We start from the raw sequence: 557 nt of genomic DNA on the forward strand, positions 1-557 counted from the left end.
GCCGCGCTGGACGGCCCGGCCGGGCTGTTCGCCGCTGCCGGCGCCACGCCGCCCGCGGCGCTGCCCCTGTTCGCGGAGGGTGATGCGGAGCTGCGGCACGTGTTCCGCAAGGCGCTGCCGCTGTGCAACTTCGCCCAGACCCCGGCGCAGGCGGCGCAGCGCCTGCGCCATCAGGCGGGGGCCATCGACCCCGACGACATCGCCGCGATTCGCATCCGCGCCTCCGAGGCGGCGGTGCGCTATCCGGGCTGCGACGGCACAGGGCCGTTCCAGCGCGTGCTGCAGGCCAAGATGAGCATCCGCTTCTGTGTCGCCGCCGCGCTGCTGCACGGTGCCGTGGAGGAGCGGCATTTCGCCCTGCCGGCGGATCCCGCGCTGCTGCGCCTGGTGGCGCTGGCCAGCCTGGAGATCGACCCGGAGGCCACGGCCGCCTTCCCCTCGCGACAGGGGGCCGAGGTCAGCCTGACCCTTCGCGATGGCAGGCAGCTCGCCGCCGCGCTGCCCGACCTGGAGCCGGCCGATGCGGCACGGGTGCAGCAGCGCTTCGCCGCGGCGGC

The 557-nt window shown here is 75.9% G+C and carries 1 protein-coding gene; it reads left to right on the top strand.

The window, feature by feature from the left end:
* On the top strand, nt 1–557 hold a 557-nt coding region (locus HMPREF0731_RS22780; protein WP_007006641.1), incomplete at both ends, for an MmgE/PrpD family protein.

This window comes from Pseudoroseomonas cervicalis ATCC 49957, from assembly GCF_000164635.1.
Taxonomy (GTDB): domain Bacteria; phylum Pseudomonadota; class Alphaproteobacteria; order Acetobacterales; family Acetobacteraceae; genus Pseudoroseomonas; species Pseudoroseomonas cervicalis.